This window comes from uncultured Duncaniella sp. (genome assembly GCF_910577345.1).
Classification (GTDB): domain Bacteria; phylum Bacteroidota; class Bacteroidia; order Bacteroidales; family Muribaculaceae; genus Duncaniella.
The window spans coordinates 1-21374 of sequence record NZ_CAJTMT010000009.1 but is presented as its reverse complement, the minus strand read 5'-3'; the positions used below and the strand labels follow the sequence as shown (position 1 = coordinate 21374).

Below are 21374 nucleotides of genomic sequence, written 5' to 3'. Positions count from 1 at the left end.
TCAGCATATATTATAATTTCAATTTTGGGTGACTGTCAAGCCTCTGCGCTCTTATCCGTGCAAGATGCTCCTCGGCACTGCGTCGACGTGCTTTAGCCTCCTTCTCATTTACGATAGCCTCGTTAACCGCTCTTAGAGCAACAATCTCCTCCTCATTGGATTCAATCTGTTCGCGTAGGGAACCGGTGAAATGCTGATAGAGGGCATCATAACACTCACGTTGAAAATCGGCAACCTGTTCTCTTTTGGATTCAGTCACCATATTTGCATCTATCGTGAACAGCCATCCATAGATATATTCCAAAGGAAGGCAAAGCATTTCCCGGACTTTTCCATCGGCAGCAACTACCTTTAAGGTAAAGGCAGTTGAACTTAAAATGTAATGGCGTTCGATTCGTTGACGCTGTCCTTCAGCATCCACTCCAATAGCAGTGCAAATCGGTTTGACAGGCACATAAAAATTTGATTTGTCATCTTTCACGGCATAAATATCAATGCCGTTCACTGTCGAGATAAATAATTCCTTGTTCATGATCCAATTATTGTAATTAGTAAGTTAGTATCTTATTCTTCCGCCTCGTCTTCGGCTGTGACATCGACTTCGAGGTTAATATTGTAAGCCTCCTTCAAGGCAAGATAGTCGAAGGCAAGCGCCCAGTCGACGCGCGATGTCTGCCGGACACCGGTAACACCCGGACCTGATGGCACAGGAACGGTAGCCTCTCGAGGGTTTGAATAGTTCTGAAAGCGGACTGCATTTTTAAACCCAAGGTATTCCTTGGAGTTCTCCAGATAGAATCTGAGAGATTCGACCGGGAGGGTGGTGTCGCCGACCGCCTTACCATTTTTCTTATAGAGCATCATCACGCGCTTTGTCGACAGATAAAGCACAGGTCGCGCCACAGGCCACACGATCTTGTCGGCCAAACCGCGTCCGGAGAAAGATTTCTCATACTTGATACGGTAGTCGGACCCGAAAAATATCTCCCCGTTCTGATGGAGGAAGTCGACCGCCTGCCAGAAGGCCGAAATCTCGTTCGTCGACTTGCATTCCGAATCCTGACGCTTGATTGCAGCTATACAGATTGAAAGCATGTCGGCATAATCGAAGCTGACATCTATGACCGGCTGAAGAGTCCTGAAAGCTGACAAAGGTATCACCCAATTGCGAAGGATACGGTCTTCAACGGGAGCTCCGGCAAGACCGTCGAGGACATCTGTCAGTGCCATCTTATAGTAGGATGGGAACTCCGCCTCAAACCTCTTGCGATGTTTGAGCAACTGCAATACAAGATGGGAGCAACCGGCATCACGCATCTGCTTAAGTTCGTCGAAACGGCGTTTAGCCTCAGGAGAGAATTCCGATTTATTGAACGTACAGAACAGCAGACGGGAGAAGATTGCGATGTCGATTGTCGGCATCTCCTGACCCGACAGAATGATTCCGCAGTCAACCGCCGTGGTCTGACGCTTCTTGTCGCGGTCCATATTCATGCGAGTACGGCCAACCCCGTCATAGAGACCCTTAAGGATCTCGCGTCGCTGAAGCTCGATGGAGTTCTTGTACTCATCAAGGTGGACAAGGGCATTCGAGCACTGGGCTATAACATCGCCCAAGGCAGCCTCCGTCGAAGTGGATATATTGGGTGGCTCATTCTTGATGATGAAGAACGACATGAGCGAGTGGCCAAGCTCCGATTTACCGGATCCTTTAGGCCCGAACAGATTCAGCAGAGGAAAATTCTTGGTTATAGAAGTCACTACATCCTTGAAGAGAGTGGCCAAAAAGAAACATATACCAATCTTACCGTTGTCACCGAACACCTCGATGAGCTTATCAGAATACTTTCGCAGAGTGACACTTGAAAAGTTGGTGTGGACAAAACGTCTTTCGAACTGAAACAGGTCTCTCTGATCCTGAAAGATTCTTGAAGCAGCCGGAAGGTAGAAATTGCCGACATCGCCAAGACGTACGATTCCGTATTCGTCCACGGGATACCACTGACCCTCGAACTGGACACCATTGCCAAAAGCGAAGAAGCCTTTTTTCTGCCATCCGAGCTGAGTAATCTCCGTGGCGGTCTCCGTATTCTCATAAAGGAACTCCTTCAGACGGTTCAGCTCCGCAGCTCCAACTTTCCAAATAAAGTTGCCGGCACCCTCCGTCTTGCATCTGAAGCTCTGAATCGACACAAGCTCATCGATACGGAACTCCATGATCTTTTCATAGCCACGGATATTTGTCAGCTTATAGAGACGCTTCGGGTTCATCTGATCCTGAATATGGAAAAGCGGTTCCATGACGAAGTTCGACCATTCGCGGTCATCACCATCCTTTGACATGGCCCAATACTGATTGCCTCTGACCTCAAAGCCGTAACGTTGATAGAACTCACGGTCAAGCATCTTTGAGCCCGGCTGCCTGGATTTACCAGTAACATTCTCCGCCACCTTTTCATTGATGACATTCTTAAGAATGTTGGCAGGAATATTCAGGGTCTTGCTCAGTTGCTTGACATACATCTCAATCCTCAGCTTATCGTCGATGCGGGCAAGAAGGACTGAAATAGTTTTCACGACCTCCGCCCGCTCAGCTGTAGTAGCCTTACCAATTGAAAGCTTTGAAGCATACCAGAGAATGAAGTCTTCCTCCGTTATCTCATCGAGCATGGAGCGAGAGCGGAAATAACTGTCAGGGTCAGATTTCTCATCAGGATCCGAAACCGGAATCTCCTTCACCGTGACAGCAAATCCGGCTTCGATGGCAGCAAGTCCATTCTTGATGACGGATGCGATACCGCTTCCGTATGGTTCGCCTTTTGGCGGATCCATGTCCGGAATGAAGCACAGGCGTGGATTGTATCTGTGCAGTATCTTGAACTGGTTATCAGTCCAAGCAGATCCGAGAGGAGCAACAGTATTGTTGACCTCAAGAGACTGCAAGCGCATGACATCCGGTGCACCCTCCACAAGATAGAACAATTCTTCCTTTGCACCCTGCCGGGCAGCGTTATGGATTCCAAAAATGGAACTGTTCTTGACATATACAGGGCTTTCGCATGAATTGATGTACTTAGGTTTGGAGTCATCAAGGACACGGGCAGTAAAGCCGATGACATTGCCGGACCTGTCCCGAATAGGAATGGTGACGCGGTTATAGAAACCATCATAGCACCGGCCATCCTTTTCACGCAGAAGTCCGGTTTTGACAAGTATCTCCTTGGAATAACCTCTTTCATCAAGATACTTGGCGAGCTCACGGCTACCGGGAGCAAACCCGATACGTTCCATTTCTACAAAACGCGCACCCCACCGCTTACGGGCATAGTCGAGAGCGAAGCGCGCACGGTCGTCATCGGCCATGATGCGCGAAGCGAAGAACTCCATGGCAGCATGATTTGCAGCATACATGGATTCTTTCTCCATTGCAAGTTTCTGCTCCTCCGGACTCTCCTTACGGTCGGTGTCCTCAATCTCGATGTGATATTCCTTGGCAAGCCATCTGACTGCCTCTGAATATGACATGTTGAGTTGCTTGCGGACAAAGGTGATGGCATCCCCACCCTCATGACAGCCGAAGCAATAGAACATGTTCCGGGAAGGAGTCACGACAAAGGATGGAGTCCTTTCATTGTGGAAAGGACAACAACCCTTAAGGCGCGAACCATCCTTGCGAAGCTCCACGAATTTTCCGACTACTTCCTCGATGCTACATGCATCAAGAAGCCTTTCCTTGTCGCGTTCGCTAATCATCGGCTTTGAATTTTATGTCGAAACCAACACATCCCCTAAGAGACGAAAAGCATTTCCCGGATTCAAGCCAGTAAGCAATTTTCTCACGGCCATCCGGCAATATGATAGTTCCACTCACATCCCATACAAAGCCCTCGACAAGACGTATATTTTCAAACTTAATATCGGAACGGCCGGCGATTGCCTCTTCCCATTCCCGAATGGTATGTCTTTTTCTCATGTCATACTTGTTTTTTAAACCGTGCTACAATCTGGGAAGTGTTCTTCAGATGCAGTCTTGCCTTGATGTGCTGTATATGATTCCGGACCGTCATGATAGAGATCTGAAGCTCCTCCCCTATCTCAGCCGGACACAAGCCTTCGGATAGAAGCTCGGCCACCTCCTGCTCCCTCGCCGAAAGACGAGTCTGAAGGACCGGTTTACATATCTCCCCTTCAAAAAGGCATTCACCACGCATTGGACATCTGACATCCTCGAAGTTGAATTCCCCGACACCATTGATGTCGTATGACAATGCATCATATTCACCGAAATTACATCTGATGAACCTATGCACAATCCGGAACTCGAAAAACTCCCGATTCCTTTCACTCCTGGAGTAAAGTTCGGACAGAGCTGTGAAAGCTCCCGGGTAAAGGTCACGGATTAGTATTAGCATCTCCTCCGTGACCTTACGGCAGCTTTGATCATAGACAAACATTGGTTTGTCGTATGGCTTCACATTGATGCTCCCGTCCGGACAATTATAGAATTCCGTCTTTTCGAGCATGTTCAAAACGTGAGATGATTTCTTGAATTTTCCTTCGTTCCAGAATTTTAAACCTGTTGGCTTTTCATTTTACATAAAAACCAGAGTACGAAATCCCAGTTTCTTTCAAAATCTCATCTCTCAAATATCGTCTCTCGTCGTTAGAGAGGGAATTGTAATAGTCAATAGTAATCATAAGCCTAAAATCTCATTAATAAATTTGGTCTAAACCTAAAAATAGATTAATTTTAGACTACAAATGTAAGGAATAACTTAGAAATCTAAGATAAAAATTAGGAAATATCTAAGATATTCCTTAGTTAAATAATGTTATATTATGTTTAATCCACAGAAAGTCATAGAGTTATTAGAAGCTTCCGGAACGAAGAAAAAAGATTTCCTTGATGAGATAACAAAGAGTCATAACGGAGCACTTGCACCTGTTCTTGAAGCCGACATCAGAGTATCAAAACTTGAAAAGATAGCTGATTTTTTTGGCGTTTCTATTGATACATTCTTTGAAAGAGAGGTGTCAAATCATGGAGTCATAGTTGGTGGATCCGGAAATAAGGTGAGCCATCTGAATATTGGTCAGCCGTCAAAAGATGGCAATAATCAAGATGCGCTTATAAAAGAAAAAGAGAAGCAGATTAGAAATTTAGAAGCCCTGTTAAAAGAAAAAGATGAGCGGATAGCACTTCAAAATGATCTGATAATTATGTTAAAAAATCAAATATCCAATCAAAAACAGGACTTTGATAGATCTCCAGAAATTTAGACAAATTTCAGACAAACCCAATAAAAATAACAAATGAAAGAGGTTGCAGGATAACGATTTGGAGAGCGTAAATTTAGAAAAAATCTCCCTGTCTTTCCGCAAAATCCAAATTAAAAGCCTCATAATCAGACAATTATGAGGCTTTTAATTTTTAGTATCAGACAAAAGTAAGACATCGGTAAGGAGAGACAAAAGTTAATTTTGGCACTGCAAACTGACGACAAGCTTTTGGAAAAATTTACAGTAAAAATCGGTTATAAAAAAAGGCTGCCATAATGGCAGCCTTCCTTGTCTTAAAGATTTGAATGGATTAATGATGATGTTTTTGATATTAATCTTTTGTATCTTCTGACCTTCTGTCTTTTTGTACCTTTCTCTGATATTTAATGCACAGTAATTACAGCTTGTGCCATAATTTACTTGAAATTAATCTTTTGTAGCTTCTGATCTTCTGTCTTTTTGTACCTTTCTCTGATACTTTAATGCACAGTAATTATGATTCCGGCTGGCTTCCCCTACCTTCCCGTCAGGATGGTTTTGATATCGTGGAGTTTGTTGAGGGCGGCCATGGGGGTGAGGTTGTTGATGTCGATGTCGAGGATCTCATCGCGGAGCTGAGCGAGAACAGGGTCATCGAGCTGGAAGAAAGAGAGCTGTACCCCCTCTGCACCGTCGGCGACTCCCGCGAGGTTCTTGGCCACCTTGTCGTCACTGTCGCGGTTCACTTTTTCAAGATGTGCGAGAACCTCATCGGCACGTTTCACAATCGACTGCGGCATACCGGCGAGCTTCGCAACATGGATACCGAAACTGTGTTCGCTTCCACCGCGCGCGAGTTTGCGGAGAAATACAACCTTACCGTCGATTTCACGCACGGATACATTGAAATTCACCACGCGGCTGAAACTCTTCTCCATCTCGTTAAGCTCGTGGTAATGAGTGGCAAACAATGTCTTCGGATGGGCTGAACCATGCTCGTGGATATGCTCGACGATGGCCCATGCGATAGAGATACCGTCGTAGGTCGATGTGCCACGGCCAAGCTCGTCGAAGAGGATGAGCGAACGTTCGCTCATATTGTTGAGGATTGAAGCCGCTTCGTTCATCTCAACCATGAATGTGGATTCGCCGAGCGAGATATTGTCGCTTGCGCCTACGCGGGTGAAAATCTTGTCGACAACACCGATGTGTGCGCTCTCAGCGGCGACAAACGAGCCAATCTGTGCAAGCAGCACATTGAGAGCCGTCTGGCGCAAGAGTGCCGACTTACCCGACATGTTCGGACCGGTTATCATCATGATTTGTGTACCGTTGTTGGCAAGATTCACAGTGTTGGTGATATATGGCTCGCCTGCAGGGAGTTCCTTTTCTATGACCGGATGGCGACCCTCGACGATGGAGAGTTCGAGCGAATCGTCCACGACAGGGCGGTTGTAGCGGTTCTCAAGCGCCACGCGGGTGAAGGAACTGAACACGTCGAGCCGTGCTATCATCTGGGCATCAAGGAGTATGGCGGGGATATAGGCGCATAGGTCATGGACGAGTGCCGAGTAGATGCGCTGCTCTATGATGGCAATCCTGTCCTGCGCGCCGAGGATTTTTTCCTCATATTCCTTAAGCTCCTGAGTTATATAGCGCTCGGCGTTGACAAGGGTCTGCTTGCGTATCCACTCCGCCGGGACCTTGTCGCGATGGGTATTGGTCACCTCTATGTAGTAGCCAAACACATTGTTATAGGCCACTTTGAGCGACGGTATGCCCGTCAGTGCGCTCTCACGCTGCTGAAGTTTCAGCAGATAATCCTTTCCTTTATATGCAATCTCCCGCAGTTCGTCAAGTTCGGCATCCACACCGTCGTTGATGACCGGCCCACGGTTGAGCGCCGTCGGAGGGTCGGGGAGGATTTCACGCCCGATGCGCTCGGCTATACCGGTGCAAGGGTTGAGCTGTTCGCCAATGGCTGCGAGGGCCGGTTGGGCCGAGTCGACGCAGATTTTACGAATGGGCTCAATCATCGAGAGCGCATGGCGGAGCTGGACGAGTTCGCGAGGATTGACGCGTCCGGCCGACACCTTGGCAATGAGGCGTTCGAGGTCACCTATCTGGCTCAACGCATCCTTAAGCGCCTCGCGCTCTTCGGGTTGACGGAAGAAATATTCAACGATGTCGAGGCGGCGGTTGATTTCCCTCGCATCCTTGAGCGGGAACAGCACCCACCGGCGCAGCAGACGCGCACCCATCGGGCTGACCGTGCGGTCGATGACATCGAGCAGGCTCTTGCCATCCTCGCTCATAGTGTTCACCAGTTCGAGGTTGCGGACAGTGAAGCGGTCGAGCCTGACAGCCTTTTCCTCCTCGACGCGGGCAATGGAGGTGATATGTGAAATCTGTGTGTGCTGGGTGATGTCGAGATAGTGGAGGATGGCACCTGCAGCCACAACCGCAGCGGGCATGGCGTGGATTCCGAAACCTTTCAGCGAGTTGGTCTCGAACTGTTTGAGCAGACGGTCCATTGCTGCGTCGTCGGTAAACACCCAGTCGTCAAGTTCGAAAGCAAGATAGTGCTCGGCAAAACTCTCCTCTATGAGTTTCTTTTTTCCGCGCTCGACGAGCACCTCCTTCGGGGCGAAGTTTGCGAGGAGCTTCTCGATATAGTCGGTGGAACCTTCGGCGGCGAGAAATTCGCCGGTGGAGATGTCGAGGAATGCCACTCCGACATTGTGTTTGGTAAAATTCAGCGCGGCAAGGAAGTTGTTTTCGCGATTGTTGAGGAGGGTATCATTGATGGATACACCGGGAGTCACCAGTTCGGTGATTCCGCGCTTGACGAGCTTTTTGGTTGTCTTTGGGTCCTCGAGTTGTTCGCAGATGGCCACACGTTTTCCGGCCCTCACGAGCTTTGGCAGATAGGTGTCGAGGGCGTGATGGGGGAAGCCTGCGAGTTCGACAAACTGAGCCGAACCGTTGGCACGGCGTGTCAGCGTGATTCCGAGAATCTCGGATGCCGCGATCGCATCCTCAGAGAAAGTTTCGTAGAAGTCGCCCACCCGGAAAAGGAGAACTGCGTCGGGATGTTTCTCCTTCATTGCCATATACTGCTTCATCAGCGGTGTCTCAACTATCTTTTTTGCCATGCGAGTGTCTGTGATTTTTGTTTTGGGAGTACAAATTTATAAACTTTCATCGAAAAAAGATAACCCGTTCGTAGACATAATTAAACAATTATACCTAATTTTGTTTTCTATCAATGATGATATGCCGCTCCATTCATTGCCTGTTCTTTGCATCAGACGGACGGGAGTGAATAAGAAATACATCCACCGTTTCACCGTTAACTAACCTACAAAACCATCCATTATGAAATCTTCAACCGTCATTTCTGCCGGGCTGATAGCCGTCGGCATTGTGATTCTCGGCTTTCTACTCAAGGCCGGTATCGACAACATCGCTTTCCGTGACCGTGAAGTGACCGTACGCGGTCTGGCCGAACGTGAGGTTCCCGCCGATCTCGTCACATGGCCCATCACCTACTCTCTTGCGGGCAACGACCTCCAGACAATCTACAATAAGGTCAGCGCCAACAACGACATCATTGTAAAATTCCTGACATCCAACGGCATAAGCTCAGATGAAATCTCAGTGAATCCGCCGGACACCTACGATGCCACATCGAACCGCTACCGCTCGGATTCCTTTGCCTATAACTATTCAATCAACTGCACCGTCACAGTGACCACCAAGAAAGTTCAGAAGGTGCGCGAGCTTCTCAACCGTCAGTCCGAACTGCTGAAAGAGGGTATCGCATTCTCGAATTCCTACATCAACTATCAGTTCACAGGTCTGAACTCCATCAAACCTGAGATGATAGCGGAGGCTACAAAGAATGCCCGTGCCGCAGCCGACCAGTTTGCCGCCGACAGCGAGAGCCGTGTCGGAAAAATCAAGACAGCATCACAGGGTCAGTTCTCGATTGAGGACAGCGACTCCTCAACCCCCTTCATCAAGAAAGTCCGTGTCGTCTCCACAATCGTCTACTATCTCGAAGACTAATTTTCCTGAATAAACTATAGCAGAGAAAGGCACAAAAGGACATAAGGCCAGAAGGGACATAAGTTTTATTTTTGGAGAGTGAATTATATTTGATTTAATTTCTCTCTTAAATAAAACTTATGTCCCTTCTGGCCTTATGTCCTTTTGTACCCTTCCCGAAAAAACTTTCCGGCAAAGGCTATTTTCGATTGTAGAAGCGGAGGACTCTGTTGCGCAGGATGAGTTCATACTTGGCCTGTACCTGCTGGGCGAGAGTGGTGATATAGTCCGAGCGTGTCTGTTCCCATTCGGTCGCGTTGGCCTTGCCGTAGGTGTACTTCTCGGTCATTGCATCGAGCGCAGCTTTCGAAGCATTAACGGCAATCTTTCCTGCCTCATACTTCTTCTCTGCCCCGAGAGCCTGCTGATAGGCCAGACGGATGGAGCGGTGAAGCTCGCTTTCCTGCTGGGCAACCTGAATCTGTGCGGAAAGCTTCCTTGCCTTGGCCTGACGGACCTGATTGCGCGTTGAGAACGCATCGAAGATTGGAACTTGCAGCGAGAACCCGAGACTTTTCGAGAAGTTGTCGCGCATCTGGGAACCGAACGATTTTCCCTCATCCCCTGAAACAGTATAGTAGCTGCTGCCGAGACCTGCGCTGAAACTGAGTCGGGGAAGATAGCCGCTTTTCGCAAGGGTCATGGCATCGTCGGCAACCTTGACGCCCTGACGGGCGGCACGGATGGCGGGATAGTTGGCAAGTGCATTATTATAGACCTCCTCGGCGTTGAGCAGGGCCATTGCTTCGTCGTCGATGGGCTGCACGTCGAATCCATCGATGTCATCGAGTTCGAGCGCCTTGGCCAATTCGATGAGCGAAGTCTGGAGGTCGTTTTCCGAGTTTACGACCTGCACCTCGTTCTGTGCAACCTGCGATTCGGCTTGAATGACATCCACTTCCGGCACCTTGCCACCTTCGAGGAGGATGCGCTGACGGTCGAGCTGCACATTGGACAGGCGCAGTTGTTCGCGGCTCACCTCAAGCATCTCCTTGTTGAAAAGCACCTGGAGATAGGAGGTGATGACGCTCAGTCTCACCTCATCGCGCGAGGCTTCCGTCTGCAGTTCGGTCATGCTCAGATTGGATTTCGAGTATTTGAGCTGACGGATGTTGCGCAGCCCCTGGAAAATCGGAAGCGACATCTGCGCGTTCCATGAGAACATTGAAGTGTTGCGGTTGGCGTATGTGTTGGCCGAGGTCAGACCGCGTCCGAAATCCCAGTTCTGCCCGGCTCCTGCCGAGAGATTGGGGAGGAATGCATCCTTGGCCTCCGTCACCGACAGTTCGCTCTGCAATTGGTTGACTTCCGCAGCCTTGATGTTGAGATTGTGGTCGAGAGCATAGTTCACGCAACTGTCGAGGCTCCACGCCTCTGCACCGGCTGCATGGCTCATTCCGGCCATGACAATGATTGAAAATATGATGCGTTTCATCTTCTGTAGTCGTTTTGTGAATGGTGTCGGCTGTCAGTCGGCCTATTTGTTCTTGACGGCTGCGCCACGGAGTTTGACCTCCTTGTCGATACCGCTGTTGACCTGAATGTTGATACCGTCTGATGTACCTGTCGTAATCACTGTGCGCTCGAATTTCTGTTCGGGCAGACTGTCGGTCATGACATAGACGAAGGTGCTGTCGCCCACCCATTCGATGACGCTTTCGGGGATGGTCAACACATCCTCTGCCCTGCTGAGGCTCACTGATGCGTTCGCGCTGTAGCCCGCGCGCAGATGCTGACCTTCCGGCACATTGATTGCAGCTTTGATTTCAAAGGTGTTGGCGCCGTTGGTCTCCACACCCTTCGGTGCGATAAGCTCGATGACAGCATCGAGTTTTAGGTCGGGAAGCGCTCCGATTGAAATTTCCATCGGCTGACCGACTGAGAGCAGACCCACTTCGGTCTCGTCAACCTTACCCTCGAAGATGAGGTTGTTCATGTCGGCTACGGTGGCGATGGTGGTTCCGTCGTTCATCGTATTGGCCTGGATTACGGAGCTACCGACCTTCACGGGCACGTCGAGCACAAGACCTGTGATTGTTGCGCGCACGAGAGTGTTACTCTCCTTGGCATTTGTCTTCGATACACCTTCCTTCACGATTGAATAGGCATCCTCGGCAGCGTTCAGCTCTGCCTTGGCCTGAGCGAGTGCGGTGGCTGTATTCTCAAAATCCTCGCGGCTTATCACCTTCTTGTCATAGAGCAGTTGATTGCGTTCATGCTTCACCCGTGCGTCTTCAAGGCTGATTTTTGCGGTATTGACGCGCGAGAGAGCCGATGAAAGCTGACCCTCATCGGGAACAACCTTGATTTTGGCAATGATGTCGCCGGTCTGCACCATATCGCCCTCCTCTACATTGATTTCGGAGATGATACCCGACACCTGCGGCTTGATCTCAATCTCGTCGCGCGGCTCGATTTTACCTGTCAGCACGGTATTGCGCTCAATAGTCCCCGTGGTCGGACTGACAAATTCAAACATCTCCTTGTCAGGCTGCGACTTCACGAAAAGATACACGAAAGTACCGATAAATATTGCGGCGATCAAACACCACATAAAAATCCGCAAAAACTTCTTCATTGCTTTCTGATATGATTATGATTATTATTTTTTATGAATAGTTCTTGTTAATAGTTCTTTTTATATAATTGACTCTCTTCCTTCAAAAACCAAAGCCTTTAATCAGCTCTTAAACAGTCATTAAAATCATCAAAGTCATTAAAGTCATCAGAGACATCGGAGTCATTAAAGTCGTCAAAGCAATAGCTCTCTATACTCTATACTTCAACCTCTATACTTTAATAACCTCTATACTCTATACTTTAACCTCTATACTTTATTTCTGGCTTAACGCCTCAATAGGCTTGATTCTCATAGCCTTTATGGCAGGGATAAGTCCCGCCGCAGTTCCGAGTACGAGGAAAGTCACGAGTATATAGACTGCTTGCATGAACGAAAGCTGGAAGGCAATCACTCCGCGGTCGTCCGCGAAGATATGTTCGGCACCCGCAAGCAGGATGATGGCGAAACAGATTCCCGCAACACCGGCTATGGTCGTCAGCACCATACTCTCCGAGAGAATCTGAATGATGATGTCGCGCGGTTTCGCTCCGATCGCACGGCGGATACCAATCTCATGTGTGCGCTCACGCACTATGATCCACATGATATTGCCAACGCCGATGATACCTGACAGAAGCGTTCCGGCACCGACCACGAGGGCAAGCAGCGTTATGCCGAGAAACACATTGTCGACCATCTTGAACTGTTCCGACACGTCGAAGTAATACATCGCCCCTTCATCGTCCGGCGCGACGGGATGATTGCGCGCAATGAGCCGTCGGACGGTCTTTTCATAATCACCCGGTGCATAACCGCTCTTGAACGTCATCATGAACATCCCGACCTTCGTGCCAAGGTTGTAGTTGGCGCGCATGGAATTGTAGGGGATGATAATCGACTCGTCGAGCTCCGCACCCATACGGATTTCCGAAGTCTGTCCGGCAATGCCGACAACTTTATAATATATGCCGTTGAGCGATATTTCCTTACCTATTCCCGACTCCTTGCCGAAAAGTTCATCCGCCGCCTTCTTGCCAACGACGCATACTTTTCGCGAACGTGTGTTGTCAGCCTCGTTTATGAATCGTCCCTCATAGATTTTGGGGACGAAAATCTTGTCATAGTCGCTCTCGACGCCCGTCAGCATCGCATTGGTGCTGTTCTGTCCGTAGAGCGCATTGGCCCAGAGATTGTTGACAGCCGATGATGATTCTATTTCCGGCACGGCACGGCGGATATTGATGATGTCCTGAAGGTTGAGTTCGAGCGACATTCCCTTGTTGAAACCTGCGTATGGCTTTGTGGTGCGTCCGGGAAAGACAATCGCCACATTTGTCGCGAAGCCCTCGAAGTTTCGGCTCATGAAGCTTTTCAGTCCTTTCGAACCACCCATGAGCATGGCGAGGATGGCCGTACCCCAGAAGATGCCGAACGCCGTCATGAACGTGCGTGTCTTGTTCTGGGCAAGCGTGGTGCCTATCTCGCGCCAGTTTTCTATGTCAAATATAGGATTTTTCATTGTTCATAAAACGTGATTGAGTGGAGAGGAACCTCGCCTGTTATTCATCTCGGAGGGCTTCGACAGGTTTGATTTTCAGTGATTTCATCGCAGGGAAGAGTCCGGCGAAAGCTCCTGCGATTATGAGCACGACTGTCACCTGGATGGCTATTGCGATGTCTACCGTCGGGTCCTTCAGCGGTGAGCGCTCACCTCCGGCTGCAACAAGCATTCCGATACCTTCCGAAACGAGCATACCGAGGACAATGCCGACATAGCCGAACAGAGTGGTGATGGCAACGCTTTCAAGTATAATCTGACGCAGGATGCTGCGTGGTTTTGCTCCGATGGCGCGACGGACACCGATTTCATGGGTGCGTTCGCGGACAGAGACAAACATGATGTTGCTCACACCGACAATACCCGAGAGCATGGTCAGCAGACCGATTATCCACACGGCCATTCCTATCGCTCCCATCGCCGTCGAGGTGGTCAGATAGTCCGAGAATCGGTTCCATATCCAGAGCGAACCGTTGTCGTCCTCGGCGAAAGTGTGCTGGCGGCCGAGTGTCGAGCGGAATCCTTTTTCCGCGTTCTCGCTCTCTTCAAGAGTCTTGACACCGCTGAGTTTGACGGTGATATTGTTGACCTTGTCCGACCCACCGCTCATAGCGCGGGCGGTGGAGTATGGAATATATACATCCCTGCGCCACTCCTGCTTGTAGGTGCCCACGACTGTAAACGACAGGTCACTTATCTTCACCAACTGCCCGACCGGCTCTTTGTCGCCGAAAAGCGTCTTTGCTGATTCCTCGTTGACCACCACGACGCGGCGGCGCTGATTGATGTCGTTCTGGTTGATGAAACGGCCCTTCGTCATGTCAAGGCCACTGTTTCTCACCTCCGATGGATAGACACCACGGTAGCCGTCGGTCAGATAGTCCTTGGAACTTGTCACTTTGGCTGTATCATTGGAAATCTGGGCGATTACCTCCGACAGGACGTTCGCATTCTGCGATTCAAGCACCGCGAGGTCGCCATCCCTAAGCTGCACGCGGCGGTTTTCCTTTAATCCCTTATAGGCTTTCTGCGCGTAGCCACCGCGGATCGACACCGTTTCAGTGTCGCGCTGTCCGAACATGGATTCCATGCCGTTGACAAGCCCGCGCGAAACGCTCAGGAGCACTATGAGCAGGAATATTCCCCACGACACAGCAAAGCCCGTCAGCGCCGTGCGCAACTTATTGTTGCGCAGAGTAGCCATTATTTCACTTGCAAGATCAAACATATCTCCTTGCCACTTTACTTAATACTTTATCCTTATTACTTAGTACTTAATACTTAAACTTAATACTTAAGCACACTTAATACTTTATCCTTACTACTTAATCCTTGTAAAAATGGCCTCAAGCCATTTTTACTACACTATTCTTCCGTCAACGATGCGGATGATGCGGTTGGTCTGCTCGCCAACACCAGGATCGTGTGTGACAATAACAATGGTCATTCCATCCGCATTCAGGTCGCGGAACACCTGCATAACCTCCTTCGACGTCTTCGAGTCGAGCGCACCTGTCGGTTCGTCGGCGAGGATAATCGAGGGGTTGGTGATAAGAGCGCGGGCAATGGCCACACGCTGCTTCTGTCCGCCTGAAAGTTCGCTCGGAAGATGGGTGGCACGGTCAGCCATGCCCATGCGTTCGAGTTGCTCCATTGCAAGCTTGTTGCGCTGTCGGCGCGACACTCCGCGATAGAACAGCGGCAGGGCGACGTTTTCAAGCGCGTTCTTGTAGTTAATGAGATTGAACGACTGGAACACGAAACCTATCATATAGTTGCGCAGGTCGGCAGCCTTGTTCTCGCTGAGATCCTTGATGAGTACACCGTCGAGATAGTATTCTCCCGAATCATAATTGTCAAGGATGCCGAGGATGTTGAGCAGGGTGGATTTGCCGGAGCCGGAAGCTCCCATGATGGAGACAAGCTCACCTTTGTCGATGGAGAGGTTGACGTCCTTAAGTACATGCAGAGGCACTGCGCCGGGGTAGGATTTGTTAATATCTTTCAGGCTTATTATCATAGTTGAATCTTGATGTCGTGATTGATTTTCAATACCTTGTCAAGGGGATTGGTGGAAACGGTTTACACTCAATTAGACGCAAGCCGTCTAAAATAGTTACACATTTGCAGGAAAAAATCTTATAAATCCTTATCTTTGTAACGAAAATCAGCCTGATTGTCGGCATGAACACTTTGTCGGACAATGACTTAACGGCTCATATCATAACTAATGTTAAATTTGATCCAACCATCATGAAATTTATATCCTGGAATGTCAATGGCCTGCGCGCGGTATGCGGCAAAGGCTTCAACGACATATTCGCGTCGCTCGACGCAGATTTCTTCTGCCTGCAGGAAACCAAACTCAGCCCCGGAGCGCTTGAACTCGAATTCGAGGGCTATAAGTCCTACTGGAACCTCGCTGACCGCAAAGGTTATTCCGGCACCGCCATCTATACCCGCCATGAACCCCTCAATGTGACCTACGGCATCGGGGTCGATGAACATGACCACGAGGGGCGCGTCATCACCCTCGAGATGGACGACTATTTCCTCGTGACCGTCTACACTCCCAACTCGCAGGGTGAGCTTGCCCGTCTCCCCTACCGCATGGTGTGGGAGGAGGCTTTCCGCGACTACATCGCGAAGCTCGATGCCGTGAAACCTGTCATCATCTGCGGCGACATGAATGTGGCCCACAAGGAAATAGACCTGAAGAATCCAAAGACCAACACGCGCAACGCCGGTTTCACCGACGAGGAGCGCGGTGAGTTCTCGAAGCTCCTCGAACAGGGCTTCATCGATACTTTCCGTGCCATCCATCCCGATCTGGAGGAGGCTTACACATGGTGGAGCTACCGTGCGAGAGCAAGGGAGAAGAACGTCGGGTGGCGTATCGACTACTTCCTCATCAGCTCGCGCCTCGCTCCGCGCCTTGCGGATGCCAATATCCGTGCCGACATCCTCGGCTCCGACCACTGCCCGGTCGAACTCTACCTGAAATAACCCACTTTTTTTGCTAATCAAAAGATAGTAGGTACATAAATTCATAAATAACAAAAATAACAGACTTTCCTATCATCATTAATCAGATGGAAAAGTCTGTTATTTTTGTTATTTATGAATTTATGTACCTAAGCTGAAAAAATTTTTTCAGATTTTAACCTTGATGGTCTTGAGGTCTTTGGCGGCGCTCGATGAGCCTACCATGAGTTCATATTCACCGGGAACGACACGCATTTCCTGAGCGGCCTCATCCCAGTTCTCGAAGAGATTGCGGGGGAAATCAATCTCCACATCCTTGCTTTCGCCGGGAGCAAGATCGACGCGGGCATAGCCGCGCAGGGTCTTGTTGGGACCGGCTGTATCGGCGGGACGACGCATGTAGACCTGCACGATTTCAGTTCCTTCACGCTTGCCGGTGTTCTTCACACGGACCTTCACCTTGTCGTTCTTGTAGGTCGGCTTGGAGATGTCGAAAGTGGTGTAGCTCAGACCGTGGCCGAACTGATAGAGGGGCTCCTGCTTCATGTAGCGGTATGTGCGTCCTGCCATCAGGTAATCGTCAAAACCGGGGAGCTGCGAGTCATCCTTGTAGAAGGTGACGGGGAGCTTGCCCGAGGGGTTGTAATCGCCGAAAAGCACGTCGGCTATGGCATGACCGCCCTGCTCACCGGGATACCATGCCTGAAGAATGGCATCGCAGATTTCATTTTCGGGAGTGAGAGCCACGGCGCTACCGCTGCAGTTCACCAACACAATCTTCTTTCCGGCTTCGTGGAGCGCGCGGATGATTTCGCGCTGAGGAGCGGGAAGCTCGATAGAGGTGCGGTCACCGTCGTCAAATCCCGGTTCGCGGACCTTGGCCTCCTCGCGTTCGTAGGCAGGCGAGATACCGCCGACAAAAATCACCACCTCAGCATCCTTGGCCTGTGCGACAGCATCGGCGGGAGTTACCTCGCGGGTGCGGAGGATGTCGAAGTTGAGGGTCGCATCGTCCTCAAGCTGCATGTAGTCCACCTGAATGTCATACTTCTGACCCTTCTTCACCTTGAATTCGCGTTCGCGGAAACCAAGCGGATCGGTCTTCCAACGGTTGTGGACGGTGTCGCCGTTGATGATGATGCGCAGACCGTCGTCGTTATTGTAGACCATATTGAGTGTCTCGTCACGGTCGGCAACATAGCTACCCTTGATGCTTGTGGTGAAGTTGGTGAGGTTCACACCGGGGGCGAAGACGGTGTTGCCACCGTTGTCAAGCTGAATGGGGGCGGTGTAGATGGTCTCCACGACGGGTTTGCCCTCCATAGTTGTATTGTTCCAGTAGGCGGCTTCCATGCCCTGACGGCCTTTGGAATCAGTGAGGCTGCCAAACACGCTCTCTCTGTCGGTCATCTGAGTGACGGCACAGGCGCGGCTATAAGGGAGCTTGCGACCGGTGCGGGCATTGAGACCTTCGAGGGCAGTGACAGTGTGGCCGGGCTGACCGTAGTAGATACCCCACATCATTGTGGAGTCAGCAGCGTTGGGGCCCATAACCATGATATTCTTCGCATCGGACGAGAGGGGAAGGATACCGTTGTTTTTCAGAAGCACCATCTGTTCGCGTCCCATCTTGCGGGCAAGGTCGCGATGCTCCTTAGAACTGACAACGCTCATCGGGATAGAGGTCCACGAGACGAGCGAGTCAGGGTCGAAATCGCCGAGCTCGAAACGGCCTTTGAGGAGGCGCTTCACGCTCACGTCGAGATCCGACTCCTTGATGTCGCCGCGCTTCACGGCTGCCGGAAGATTCTTGTAGACGCTACCACACTCGACATCAGTTCCGCTGAGCACACCCAATGCCGAAGCTGCCTCTGCATCCTTCGACACTTCGTGACGGCCGGGACGATAGAAGTCACCGATAGCACCGCAGTCGCTGACGACGAGGCCGTCGAAGCCCCACTTGTAGCGGAGGATGGAGTTGAGAAGTTTGTCGGAGCCGCAGCAGGGGGAGCCTTCAAAGCGCTGATAGGCACACATGACCTGCTGAACGTTGCCATCCTGCACCAGCATCTTGAACGCGGGAAGATAGGTTTCCCAAAGCTCACGAGCGGGAAGATTCTCGATGTCGAAACGGTGACGGGTCTTCTCCGGACCGCTGTGGACTGCATAGTGCTTGGCACATGCGTGGAGTTTGTAATATTTGTCGGTTCCGTCGCCCTGCAGACCCTTCACCACGCGCAGACCCATGCGTCCGTTCATATAGGGATCCTCGCCGTAGGTCTCCTGACCGCGTCCCCAGCGGGGGTCACGGAATACGTTGATGTTAGGAGTCCAGAATGACAGGCATTTGTATTTTCCGACTTTGCCTTCCTTACGGGCGAGGGTATTCTTCGCACGGGCTTCGTCGCTGACGGCTGTGAACACCTCTTCTATAAGGTCGTCGTCAAAGGATGCGGCCATGCCAATACAAGAAGGGAACACTGTCGCGAGACCGTTGCGGCCCACTCCGTGAAGAGCCTCGCTCCACCAGTCGAATGCCGGAATGCCCAGACGCTCGATGGCCGGCGATGAGTTCATCATCAGCTTGGTTTTCTCTTCAAGCGTGAGGCGCTTGCAGAGGTCCTCGGCGCGTTCCTCGGCCGACAGTGAAGGGTTCTGATAGGGAAGCAGTTGCGCAGACATTGTCACGGGCAATCCCGCAAGGAGCGCAGCCGCAAAAAAATGCTTAAGTTTCATGGATTTTATAGAGTGATAATGATGTTTGACTACGTTACTTATATGCAAAGATAACTTTAAAAAATCGAAAAACCAAATCCTTAGACAAAAGCAAATTTGGCAGTTACGAGTTTTATTAGTACTTTTGTGCTATCTTAGATACAATATCATTTCATCCGAATCTAAATCAATCAAACATCTCATACCTTAAACCGGAAAATGAAAAAATTAAAGCTAATGCTCGCAGGCGTACTGTTGGCCACTTTCGGCTCGGTCTTCGCCTCAGCAGCCCCCGCAAAAAAAGCCAACGAAACTCCCAAGCATTACTCCGAGTGGCTGACACGCTCCGAAATGCAGCGCGTCCCCCAGAGTTACATGCTCGACTTCTCCAACCGTCCTAAATGGAGCTATGTGATGGGCATCGAGCTTGAATCAATGCTCGACACCTATCTGCGCTACGGCGGTGACGACATCAAGGACTATTGCATCCAGTACACCGACACCATGATTTCGCCCGACGGTGTCATCCGTGGCTATAAGCTCCTCGACTATAATCTCGACAACGTGCGCACAGGCCACTTCGTGACCCGCATGTATCAGCACTTCCCCGAAAACAAGAACCTCAAGGCCATGAACACCCTCATGCGTCAGCTCGAAGAGCAGCCCCGCACAAAGGAAGGTGTCTACTGGCACAAGGCCATCTACGCCTATCAGGTGTGGCTCGACGGTATCTTCATGGGTCTCCCCTACCGTGTGCTCACCGCTTCGACCATCTACACTCCCGAACTTGCCAAACCCATCTACGACGATGCCGTAGACCAGGTGAAGAGCACCTACGACCGCACCTACGATCCCAAGACCGGCCTTAACCGCCACGCATGGGATGAGAGCCGCGAGATGTTCTGGAGCGACAACGAGACCGGTCTTTCTCAGCACTGCTGGGGCCGCGCCGAGGGTTGGTACACAATGGCTCTCGTCGAGCTTCTCGACGTCCTCCCCGAGGACTATGAGCGTCGCGGTGAGGTCATCGACCTTCTAACCCGCACTTTCGACAACATCATCAAGTGGCAGGATCCCAAGACAGGTGTATGGTATCAGGTGATGGACTCCCCCGAAGGTGAAGGCAACTATCTCGAATCGACTTGCTCGTCAATGTTCGCCTACTCACTCCTCAAGGCTGCCCGCAAGGGTTGGGTGAAGGACCCCAAATATCTTGAGGCCGGCAAGAAAGCCTACGAGGGTATCATCGAGAACTTCATCCGCGAGGATTCCGACGGCACCATCTCGCTCACCGACTGCTGCGTTGTCGCAGGCCTCGGCCCGGGCATCAGCGATGCAGTGCTCAAAGCTGCTCCCAAGGTGAAGGAAAACAAGCGTCGCGACGGCTCATACGCCTACTATCTCAGCGAACCCATCCGCGACAATGACGCCAAGGGTGTCGGTCCGTTCATCTGGGCTTCGCTCGAAATGGAAGACCTCGGCTACAATGTCGATTCTTTCAAGAAGGCAAGAAAGAACGCTGCGAAGAAATTCTCTAAAAAGAAATAATCCCAAACTCTGCTAACCGAACTGATTTGACTTTCTATGGAAAGTTAAAATCAGTTCATTAATAGTAAGCGTTGAAAGTACTGTCTTAGTGACCCCCTGCCTAACATAAGGGACAACTTTCAAACGGAAACCCGCCACTACCAAAATGGCTTCCAAATCGGATGTAGGCTTTAAAATCAAAGCCATCACGAGCAGCTTCCAAATCGGAGGTATTTCCGGTGAGCTTGTCATAATTGTCAGGCCATCTCCGGTCAGCTTTCAAATCGGAGTCATCCTCCCGGTCGGCCTGCATAATGATTTCCAAGCCCACCCTGGTCGGCTTTCAAGCCAAAGCCATCCTCCCGGTCGGTTTCCCGCGAATAAGAACTACGCCTGATACTTTCAATCATCTTACAAACCTAAACCCCCGTTGCCCCGGTCCCCGACCGCGGGCAACGGTTTTTTATATCCCATACTTGACTTCCAACTGCAGGATGACACAGAGTTTCGGTAGTATGGTTGAGTTTCGGGAACTGGTGGGGTGAACTTCATGCATGTAGCTTGTTTCGGATATGGAGTCCGGAGGGCAGATACGGGTGTCCGCAGGACACCGATTTCTGCGTAACCCTGTACATCGGAGCGTAGCGGAGATGTGCAGGG

At 50.4% G+C, this 21374-nt stretch carries 16 protein-coding genes; 5 read left to right on the top strand and 11 right to left on the bottom strand.

Annotated features, from left to right (window positions below; all coding sequences use genetic code 11):
• Positions 1–10: 10 nt before the first annotated feature.
• The 4 genes from QZ310_RS05605 to QZ310_RS05590 are packed head-to-tail and all read right to left on the bottom strand — an operon-like array spanning position 11 to position 4523.
• Positions 11–532: a phage antirepressor N-terminal domain-containing protein gene (locus QZ310_RS05605; protein WP_297071268.1), complete on the bottom strand. Its 522-nt coding sequence runs from the start codon at positions 530–532 to the stop codon at positions 11–13.
• A gap of 32 nt (positions 533–564) precedes the next feature.
• Entirely contained in the window at positions 565–3753 is a 3189-nt protein-coding gene (dnaG, locus tag QZ310_RS05600; protein ID WP_297071267.1) for a DNA primase, read from the bottom strand.
• Entirely contained in the window at positions 3746–3973 is a 228-nt protein-coding gene (locus QZ310_RS05595; protein WP_297071264.1) for a hypothetical protein, read from the bottom strand. The genes dnaG and QZ310_RS05595 overlap by 8 nt, the downstream gene beginning before the upstream one ends.
• Before the next feature lies 1 nt (position 3974).
• On the bottom strand, positions 3975–4523 hold the full coding sequence (locus QZ310_RS05590) for a helix-turn-helix transcriptional regulator (RefSeq protein WP_297071262.1): 549 nt from the start codon (positions 4521–4523) through the stop codon (positions 3975–3977).
• A gap of 316 nt (positions 4524–4839) precedes the next feature.
• On the opposite strand from QZ310_RS05590, the gene QZ310_RS05585 reads away from it, so the two are divergent.
• Positions 4840–5280, top strand: a complete 441-nt coding sequence (locus QZ310_RS05585; protein ID WP_297071260.1) for a hypothetical protein — start codon at positions 4840–4842, stop codon at positions 5278–5280.
• A 515-nt stretch (positions 5281–5795) separates the two neighbouring features.
• Here the strand turns inward: QZ310_RS05585 and mutS are convergent.
• Positions 5796–8414, bottom strand: a complete 2619-nt coding sequence (gene mutS, locus QZ310_RS05580; RefSeq protein ID WP_297071258.1) for a DNA mismatch repair protein MutS — start codon at positions 8412–8414, stop codon at positions 5796–5798.
• A gap of 223 nt (positions 8415–8637) precedes the next feature.
• On the opposite strand from mutS, the gene QZ310_RS05575 reads away from it, so the two are divergent.
• On the top strand, positions 8638–9330 hold the full coding sequence (locus tag QZ310_RS05575; RefSeq protein WP_297071256.1) for an SIMPL domain-containing protein: 693 nt from the start codon (positions 8638–8640) through the stop codon (positions 9328–9330).
• A 178-nt stretch (positions 9331–9508) separates the two neighbouring features.
• On the opposite strand, the gene QZ310_RS05570 is transcribed toward QZ310_RS05575, so the two are convergent.
• The 5 genes from QZ310_RS05570 to QZ310_RS05550 all read right to left on the bottom strand — a co-directional run bounded on the left by QZ310_RS05570 (position 9509) and on the right by QZ310_RS05550 (position 15504).
• On the bottom strand, positions 9509–10804 hold the full coding sequence (locus QZ310_RS05570; protein WP_297071254.1) for a TolC family protein: 1296 nt from the start codon (positions 10802–10804) through the stop codon (positions 9509–9511).
• 42 nt (positions 10805–10846) lie between these two features.
• Complete coding sequence (locus QZ310_RS05565) at positions 10847–11947, bottom strand: efflux RND transporter periplasmic adaptor subunit (protein WP_297071252.1); 1101 nt, start codon at positions 11945–11947, stop codon at positions 10847–10849.
• A 256-nt stretch (positions 11948–12203) separates the two neighbouring features.
• Positions 12204–13448, bottom strand: coding sequence for an ABC transporter permease (locus tag QZ310_RS05560; protein WP_297071250.1), 1245 nt, complete (start codon positions 13446–13448; stop codon positions 12204–12206).
• 40 nt (positions 13449–13488) lie between these two features.
• On the bottom strand, positions 13489–14715 hold the full coding sequence (locus QZ310_RS05555; RefSeq protein ID WP_297071248.1) for an ABC transporter permease: 1227 nt from the start codon (positions 14713–14715) through the stop codon (positions 13489–13491).
• Between the two features lie 132 nt (positions 14716–14847).
• A complete protein-coding gene (locus tag QZ310_RS05550; RefSeq protein WP_297071436.1) occupies positions 14848–15504 on the bottom strand; it encodes an ABC transporter ATP-binding protein in 657 nt (218 codons plus the stop codon).
• A 236-nt stretch (positions 15505–15740) separates the two neighbouring features.
• Between QZ310_RS05550 and QZ310_RS05545 the strand changes: the two genes are divergently transcribed.
• A complete protein-coding gene (locus QZ310_RS05545; protein WP_297071247.1) occupies positions 15741–16493 on the top strand; it encodes an exodeoxyribonuclease III in 753 nt (250 codons plus the stop codon).
• A gap of 147 nt (positions 16494–16640) precedes the next feature.
• Here QZ310_RS05545 and xyl3A read toward each other — a convergent pair whose 3' ends face one another.
• Positions 16641–19208 (bottom strand): xylan 1,4-beta-xylosidase, encoded by a 2568-nt coding sequence (gene xyl3A, locus QZ310_RS05540; RefSeq protein ID WP_297071244.1) that lies wholly within the window; start codon positions 19206–19208, stop codon positions 16641–16643.
• A 198-nt stretch (positions 19209–19406) separates the two neighbouring features.
• On the opposite strand from xyl3A, the gene QZ310_RS05535 reads away from it, so the two are divergent.
• Positions 19407–20735, top strand: coding sequence for a glycoside hydrolase family 88 protein (locus tag QZ310_RS05535; RefSeq protein ID WP_297071242.1), 1329 nt, complete (start codon positions 19407–19409; stop codon positions 20733–20735).
• Between the two features lie 145 nt (positions 20736–20880).
• The gene (locus QZ310_RS05530) at positions 20881–21111 is read left to right on the top strand and encodes a hypothetical protein (protein ID WP_297071240.1); all 231 of its coding nucleotides are present in this window, start codon (positions 20881–20883) and stop codon (positions 21109–21111) included.
• Positions 21112–21374: the final 263 nt, after the last annotated feature.

Excerpts from the sequence above, each read along its gene's own strand:
- QZ310_RS05555 (WP_297071248.1), bottom strand. The coding sequence starts at position 14,715 with ATGTTTGATCTTGCAAGTGAAATAATGGCTACTCTGCGCAACAATAAG.
- mutS (WP_297071258.1), bottom strand. The coding sequence starts at position 8,414 with ATGGCAAAAAAGATAGTTGAGACACCGCTGATGAAGCAGTATATGGCA.
- QZ310_RS05570 (WP_297071254.1), bottom strand. The coding sequence starts at position 10,804 with ATGAAACGCATCATATTTTCAATCATTGTCATGGCCGGAATGAGCCAT.
- QZ310_RS05595 (WP_297071264.1), bottom strand. The coding sequence starts at position 3,973 with ATGAGAAAAAGACATACCATTCGGGAATGGGAAGAGGCAATCGCCGGC.
- QZ310_RS05545 (WP_297071247.1), top strand. The coding sequence starts at position 15,741 with ATGAAATTTATATCCTGGAATGTCAATGGCCTGCGCGCGGTATGCGGC.
- QZ310_RS05535 (WP_297071242.1), top strand. The coding sequence starts at position 19,407 with ATGAAAAAATTAAAGCTAATGCTCGCAGGCGTACTGTTGGCCACTTTC.
- QZ310_RS05530 (WP_297071240.1), top strand. The coding sequence starts at position 20,881 with ATGGCTTCCAAATCGGATGTAGGCTTTAAAATCAAAGCCATCACGAGC.
- QZ310_RS05565 (WP_297071252.1), bottom strand. The coding sequence starts at position 11,947 with ATGAAGAAGTTTTTGCGGATTTTTATGTGGTGTTTGATCGCCGCAATA.
- QZ310_RS05585 (WP_297071260.1), top strand. The coding sequence starts at position 4,840 with ATGTTTAATCCACAGAAAGTCATAGAGTTATTAGAAGCTTCCGGAACG.
- QZ310_RS05575 (WP_297071256.1), top strand. The coding sequence starts at position 8,638 with ATGAAATCTTCAACCGTCATTTCTGCCGGGCTGATAGCCGTCGGCATT.
- dnaG (WP_297071267.1), bottom strand. The coding sequence starts at position 3,753 with ATGATTAGCGAACGCGACAAGGAAAGGCTTCTTGATGCATGTAGCATC.
- QZ310_RS05605 (WP_297071268.1), bottom strand. The coding sequence starts at position 532 with ATGAACAAGGAATTATTTATCTCGACAGTGAACGGCATTGATATTTAT.
- xyl3A (WP_297071244.1), bottom strand. The coding sequence starts at position 19,208 with ATGAAACTTAAGCATTTTTTTGCGGCTGCGCTCCTTGCGGGATTGCCC.
- QZ310_RS05590 (WP_297071262.1), bottom strand. The coding sequence starts at position 4,523 with ATGCTCGAAAAGACGGAATTCTATAATTGTCCGGACGGGAGCATCAAT.
- QZ310_RS05560 (WP_297071250.1), bottom strand. The coding sequence starts at position 13,448 with ATGAAAAATCCTATATTTGACATAGAAAACTGGCGCGAGATAGGCACC.